Genomic DNA, 6,518 nt, shown 5'->3' with positions numbered 1-6,518 from the left:
GCTTCTGCCAGATCACGCCATGCCCGCTCAATCGGTTTAGACTGTCCGCTATAAGGGGTGGTCCATTGCAATTGCACACCCAAACTCGTCAAAAGCCCCTGCGGATCATCCGGCTTAATCTTAAAACGAAAACGGTTTTGCACACCTCCAGAAATCCACTTGCTGGTAAAGGCACGCCCATTATCCAAGGTCATACGCTCCGGTATGCCATAAGCTTCCACCATGTCCCCAATCACCAAACGAACGATTTCCCAAGTCTCAGCATCCGACAAGCGCCACGATAAAATCTTGCCCGAATAAAGATCTTGAATGGCAATCAGATAAAGCCGCACAGGCTTTTCTGTCCAAGGAACATTCACAAAAACATCCAGCTTATGCCCGTCCATATTCACAGCTTGCAGTGCATGCAGGCTCGAGCGATCACGCCGTTGGGCTGGATAAAGCTTTTTTGCCTTTTCTTCTCCCTCACGTGCTAAAACCACAACCGCTTTGGAAATTTGCGCCTTAAAACGACGCCGCAAAGCCCGCTCTGAAGGAATGGGCTCAAAACCCCGCTCCTGCGCAACCGAAACCATCCGCCGATAACACGCCGAAAAAGCAGGGCGAGAGGGGCGCAAATAATCCGAACAAAAAACCTCCCACGCCCCCTCATGACACGGCGCAAATTGCGAAACATTCTCCTCACCATAACAAGGCGCAAGCGCTGCCAACCAATCAGGGCGCTCATACCCCTCCACCATCTGCCGCCAATTAAAAAGCGACATCCGGCTCACACCAAATTGCACCGCACTCAAACTTGCCGCATCATGCACACCCATACCAGCATGGAGTAAATCTTCCCAAAAGCAAAGTGCCTTCAAACGCTCTTCACAGCGCCTTTTATGCGCCTTGGAAAGCCCCTCATAACGCACCCAAATACTTGCCTTTTGCTCCCCTTGCGTTTGTTTCACATCAACAGCCCTACCAAACCGCACCAACAATGCCGCCCGCGCCCCCTCCGGCAATAAGGAAATGTGATACTCCCAAACCGGCTTGGTTTTGCCTCCCACTTTCCTCGAAAGTTCAGAGTTTTTTCTCCAATATGCCCGTCCATGGTTTTCAAGACTTTTATATGTTTTCGGCAACCCTGGCAAAGCTGCTTCAGCCAATTCGGCAATAGTAAACCATTCCTTCATGGCTGCCCCCTTTTAATGCGAACCGGCGTTGCGCGCATGGCTTTCAATTGCGCTGCAATCTCCCGCTGTTCCTGCTGCAACCGCGCAATTTCTGCTAATCGCGCCTCATCCCCTTGCAACAGCAACAATCCATCTTCACTCACCACCTCATCCCAGAGCCAAAATGCCTCTGTCGCCCGCACAAATGCCTTAAACCGCGGCAGGGAAATATCCACCTGCTTACTTTCCGCAACATAAGCATCCAAACTCGCCTTACTTAAACACCCAATCCCTAAATAATGCGCCATACGCTCCGCAATCACACTGCGCTCATGCCGGCATTCTCTCAAAGCCCGCGCCATCGCACGCTTAATGCGCGAGCGAAACCGCCCTAAATCAATCTGCGCAACGGGTTCACGACAGGGAAAAACCGGCTTTTGGAAAAAATCAAGCTGCCCGCAACCATGCCTCTTCATGACAGCACCTCCCCCGATTGCTTGTTCAAATAATCACAAAACCGCGCCTTTGTCTGCACATCTGCTCTCTGCCACACCCCTAATAACTGCGCAAAAATCCGTTCCTGTTCATTAATTTGCGGAGGTGTATTAATCCCATTGACCAAATCAACAGCCCGCCGTAAATCCCCCTCAACCTGTTGGAGCGCAATCGCCACCCGCCGTTGCGCAACCGGCTCCATCTTCGCCAACTTCAACAATTGCGCTTGATTATCCGCCAATGCCGTCCCCCGCAAAACAGAGCGCAACTCCGGCTGTAAATGCTGGGAAATACGATTGAGGAGTTTCACAGACTCCTTCGATAAACCAATACGATCTGCTACATGTTTGGCAAAGTGCAAACTTTGCATTTTGCCATTTAAGTCACCATCATTTGGCAAAGGGTCAACTTGACCCTTTGCCACTTTGTCCCCTTCACACCCGATTTTATTGTCATTTGAAGAGGCATTATCACTGATTTGAGCAATAGGGTAAACTTTACCCAATTGCTCTTTTTTGGCTTTATGTTGATTACTACCGTCCCCACCAACCTTAATCTCCCCATACTTTTTTTCCCACAATTCGCGATAAGTCTGGACAAAAAGCGCACGGTCAATAACAGACAACTCATTGCGAAAGAGGTTTTCAGCAACCTCTAAAAGCGCAGCATTGTCCTTATCCGCCTGCACCACAACCGCATCAATGTCACTATAGCCCAAAAGCTCCGCAGCACGAAGCCGATGCGCACCAGCAATAAGCGTATAATTGCCCTCTTTAGCATTGGGGGTATGGCGCACCGTAATCGGATTCATCAATCCCTCCCGCACTATTGATTGTGCAAGTGCCTTGGCATGTTCATCATCCACAGGGCGTATACGCTCCGGCACCACAATCACATCAAGAGCAAGCTTTTGAAACTGTGCCATCACGCCGCCGCCTTTCTGATCTCTTTAAAGAATAAATCCATCGCACGCCCCGCCCATCTTCGATAAGCTTTCGCAAAAACGGGTTCTTCCAAACGCCGGTTAATCACTTGCATAGATAGAGAAATAGAAGTCCGCTGACGTGCCTGTATCGCAACAATACGCCGCCGTGGCACCTCAAACTGATAATGCAAAATATGAATAACAATCTGTCGTGCTAACGCCGCATCAAATAAGCCATGCGGAGGGTCAATAATATACCGGATCGGCAGATGCTTAAATCCACCACTCACCGCCTTAAAAGAACAGGCAAGCATAGCTTCCAAACGTTCAACCTCCGAATAAGGATTGAGGATTTCTCTTTTGGCTTCTGGGGTCCATAAATTACAAGCAGCAACCATAACCACTCCCTATAAAAACAATATGACCACCATCTAATCGCCAGAACCAACCCATGCAAACGGCTGTTCTATGATGCAACTCTATGCAATTTATCTTGCCTATTTCGTACTGATCTTTAGACATTGATAAACCTTTTTATCTTATGGTATTTAAATTCATGGCAAATGCGCAAAAGCGCAAAGCCGTGTAACGAAGTTCAAGCAGCATTCCCGCGCAATGCGGAATGCGCACGCGAATCTGTGTTGGCATGTTTTGCTGCTTTAAAAATGCGACGGCGACTTTTGGGGTAGCGGTTGCTAAAAACCTGCTCGACGGGCAAACCGATAAAATCGGCAATAGCACGTTCGGCTTTCTCGTTAGACCGTGTCCAAATGTGTTGCACGCTGGATGACGAGAGTTGATAAGCTTTCGCGAGCTCCGCCAAGGTCATGTTACGGCGGCGTAGCTCGGCTAAAATACTATGGCGATCCCATACTTGAATGCATGTTTGGGTGGTTGTCATAAACTTCGCTCCTGCTTCAAACGGATGCTCAAACCATCCGTTTTTTGTGGGGTTAATTGTAAAATATCTGCCCTCTATATCGGGCGGTAATTATAGGTATACAGCCTAAATAGGCTTTTGTAAATACCCAAATGTCATTTGGAGTGATTTTTTTGGCACGCCCTGAAAAAGAACCTACAACAGAACTGGCAAAACGATTGCGTGAAATACGACACACCCTTGGTTTTACAGAGCGCAAACAATTTGCTAAACATTTTGATATTCCCGAAACGACTATGCGCAATTATGAAACGGGTTTACGAGAGCCTCCTGCATCTATAATGCGAATATATAAAGATCGCTGTGGAATATCCTTAGACTGGCTTGTCACTGGTGAAGGCGAAATGTTTAGTGACATGGCAAAAGCGAAAGCAGCGGGTTTTAAACCACAAACTATCCCTGCTGGACTCATGAAAAAGCTCGGTCGCATAGCTTATACAACCTATCGCGATGCTAAAATAAAACTCCCCCCTGAAGATATAGCGGAATTAGCGGCAGAGCTTTATAAAAAGTTACAAGAGCTTGTTCAAGACATCAACGACACGGAAGAGGTCGAAGCGACTTTCCCTCTTCTTAAAATTCATTTAAAGCGTCAAATAGAGGCTGAAAGAGTACATCTAGAAACTACACAAAATACGGCTTAATGCCCCTTTAATATGACACGACAAAGAAATGAACCCAAAACCCCATTAGCAAGACGCCTCATAGAGGTAAGGAAGCTTGTAGGCTTATCTCGTGATATATTTTCACTTAAAATTGGTATTAGTATTCAAGGGCTTGGCAATTACGAACGCGGTGATAGAACCCCAGACGCAACCGTTTTAACATCATATGGAGAAAAATTTGGGGTCAACCTAAATTGGCTTTTGACTGGTGAAGATGAAATGTTCATAAACATGATGAAAACTCAGTCTTTCAATATATCTCCACCTACCATCCCTGCTGGACTCATGAAAAAGCTTGGTCGCATAGCTTATACAACCTATCGCGATGCAAATATAAAGATCCCCCCTGAAGATATAGCGGAATTAGCGGCGGAACTTTATAGAAAACTGCAAGAGCTTGTTCAAGACATCAACGACACAGAAGAAGTAGAAGCAACTTTCCCTCTTCTAAAATTGCATTTAAAGCGTCAAATAGAAGCTGAAAATGCACATCCAGAAACTACATAAGATATAGCTTAATGCCTCTCTAAAATGAAAAATGAAAGTGGAAATCTTTTTTGCTTTTTTGGTTATTTTGGGCTGATTTTGGAGTCAATTGAACTTTTGGATTGATTTTTTTCACAGGGTCTTCAAAGGCGGTTTTCTGGGCTTTCACAGACTTTTCAAAATTTTTTACAGGGTTTTCACAGACCTTTCAAAGCCCTCTCTCATTTTTACCATGAAAACGCACTTTTTTCTAATTTTCGCTCTTTTTAGCTCTTTTTTACAATTTTAGGTGTCAAAATAGATTTTGACAAAACGCGCATTTAATGCTAAATTTTATACATAAAAACAACAAATTACCACGTATTCCTACCTAATCCCACCTTTTCCCACTTAGTATAAAACCTAGTGTCAAACTACAATGTATGTAGCTTGCCAGCAGGTTTTGTATATTTTGCCACTAGGTTTTGTACCAATTTATTTTTTTCAAAGAGTTTTTAAGGGGTTCTCAAAGGGTCTTCAAAGACCTTTCAAAGATCATTTAAAGGTCTTTTATGTGTATTGTTTCTTTTTCTATATCGCAGTCGATGATGAAAAATCTCTCACGCTAATTGTAATTATTTTCAAACGAAATAACTGTTTTCACCTATTATTTAGAGTAAATTAAGTTTTTTGGATTTCTGGCACATCATTTGAAAGACAAAAGAAATGTTCCCTTGTACTTGTGCAAACAGCGTGGACATCATTTGATAATCCTCTTTCTTGAACAAATTCTTATCCAGAATAATCTTCAATACAAAAATAAATTAATAACTTGGTTTATAAAGATAATTTATAATTATTCATATTGAGCAAGCGTCTAAAATATCATAGGATTATCTCATTTCAAATCTCTATACATTAAAATCACTCACAATCATCTGCTCATGCATAACAGGAAAAATTGAGGCATCAATAAAATTCACTTGAAGAAAGGAATAAAAACTCTTCTTCTGAACACTCTGAAATACCAAAGATTATCGCAAAATTGGGAGCTAAAATAGTATAGGGGAGTACCCCTTTCACCTTGAAAACGTAAAAATGGGAAGCATAATAGCTTTATACACTTCATAGAGGCTTTAGACCATTCACGAACGTTATTATAAAATGGATATGACACACTTTGAGAGAAATCTCTTTAAAATAGACATGTGAATTAACAATATAAATGCATTCTATTTTACATGAGGAGCATAACTTCAAATCAAGGTAAGGTAACATAAAGTATTGAAACCGTCATAGCGCACAATAAAATCAGACCATTTTAAATGTTTAATGGTAACCTCTGCTAAACAACAGAATAAAAATTCAATTTTGAAAAGATTAAACCATATGCTACAGGTCTATTGAAACTCCGATTGTGCAATCGACTACCTTCTCGCTAAAACTTAATCACTATAAATATAAAAACCTTAAAGTCCGCTCTAAATTCGTAAAAGTTTTTAGATCTTGCTGTATTAAATGTTGAAACTCCTCATGGCTACTCATCTGAAACGCCAATAATTTCATAAAGCAGTTCCATAAAAAAGGATAATGACGTTGTAATATCCGAAAAAAATTTACCACATAACCTGAAAGATCATTGATAATTTCATCAGGAAGTATCAATTTCTATTTAGAAAACCCTATCCATGCCGACAAAAACTATATAAATGTTAGATATATAATAATTTTGATGACGATTTTGGCTCATCCTGTTTTGCCACCAATATAAGAAACAGCGAATATAGTGGATCCGCCAGCTTTAATATCGCCTTGTAAAAGGTCTTTCCCTCTACTCTTTTTGCTATCAAATCCTGATTTTACAATTCCTTGCT

8 protein-coding genes are annotated in these 6,518 nt (G+C 42.5%); 2 read left to right on the top strand and 6 right to left on the bottom strand.

Annotated elements, in window-relative coordinates; genetic code table 11:
- The 6 genes from ACFIL8_RS06960 to ACFIL8_RS06935 form a co-directional block, all read right to left on the bottom strand.
- The coding region (locus tag ACFIL8_RS06960; protein ID WP_375689240.1) for a DNA-binding domain-containing protein at positions 1–1,175 on the bottom strand (1,175 nt) is incomplete at its 3' end.
- A complete protein-coding gene (locus tag ACFIL8_RS06955; protein WP_012232200.1) occupies positions 1,172–1,630 on the bottom strand; it encodes a hypothetical protein in 459 nt (152 codons plus the stop codon). The genes ACFIL8_RS06960 and ACFIL8_RS06955, both read right to left, overlap by 4 nt.
- Entirely contained in the window at positions 1,627–2,574 is a 948-nt protein-coding gene (locus tag ACFIL8_RS06950; protein ID WP_375689242.1) for a ParB/RepB/Spo0J family partition protein, read from the bottom strand. Before ACFIL8_RS06950 ends, ACFIL8_RS06955 begins: the two co-directional genes overlap by 4 nt.
- Entirely contained in the window at positions 2,574–2,972 is a 399-nt protein-coding gene (locus ACFIL8_RS06945) for a hypothetical protein (RefSeq protein WP_375689238.1), read from the bottom strand. The genes ACFIL8_RS06950 and ACFIL8_RS06945 overlap by 1 nt, the downstream gene beginning before the upstream one ends.
- The gene (locus ACFIL8_RS06940) at positions 2,956–3,096 is read right to left on the bottom strand and encodes a hypothetical protein (RefSeq protein WP_375689236.1); all 141 of its coding nucleotides are present in this window, start codon (positions 3,094–3,096) and stop codon (positions 2,956–2,958) included. The genes ACFIL8_RS06945 and ACFIL8_RS06940 overlap by 17 nt, the downstream gene beginning before the upstream one ends.
- A gap of 73 nt (positions 3,097–3,169) precedes the next feature.
- Positions 3,170–3,475: a helix-turn-helix domain-containing protein gene (locus tag ACFIL8_RS06935; RefSeq protein WP_375689234.1), complete on the bottom strand. Its 306-nt coding sequence runs from the start codon at positions 3,473–3,475 to the stop codon at positions 3,170–3,172.
- A 152-nt stretch (positions 3,476–3,627) separates the two neighbouring features.
- Here ACFIL8_RS06935 and ACFIL8_RS06930 point away from each other — a divergent pair, with 152 nt between their 5' ends.
- Both ACFIL8_RS06930 and ACFIL8_RS06925 read left to right on the top strand, forming a co-directional pair.
- The gene (locus ACFIL8_RS06930) at positions 3,628–4,158 is read left to right on the top strand and encodes a helix-turn-helix domain-containing protein (protein WP_375689232.1); all 531 of its coding nucleotides are present in this window, start codon (positions 3,628–3,630) and stop codon (positions 4,156–4,158) included.
- Between the two features lie 12 nt (positions 4,159–4,170).
- Entirely contained in the window at positions 4,171–4,686 is a 516-nt protein-coding gene (locus ACFIL8_RS06925; RefSeq protein ID WP_375689230.1) for a helix-turn-helix domain-containing protein, read from the top strand.
- The last annotated feature ends 1,832 nt before the right edge of the window (positions 4,687–6,518 follow it).

The sequence above is a fragment of the Bartonella sp. AP57NXGY genome (genome assembly GCF_042195805.1).
Lineage (GTDB): Bacteria > Pseudomonadota > Alphaproteobacteria > Rhizobiales > Rhizobiaceae > Bartonella.
The sequence above is the reverse complement of the archived record's forward strand: the minus strand, read 5'-3'. Positions and strand labels throughout refer to the sequence as shown.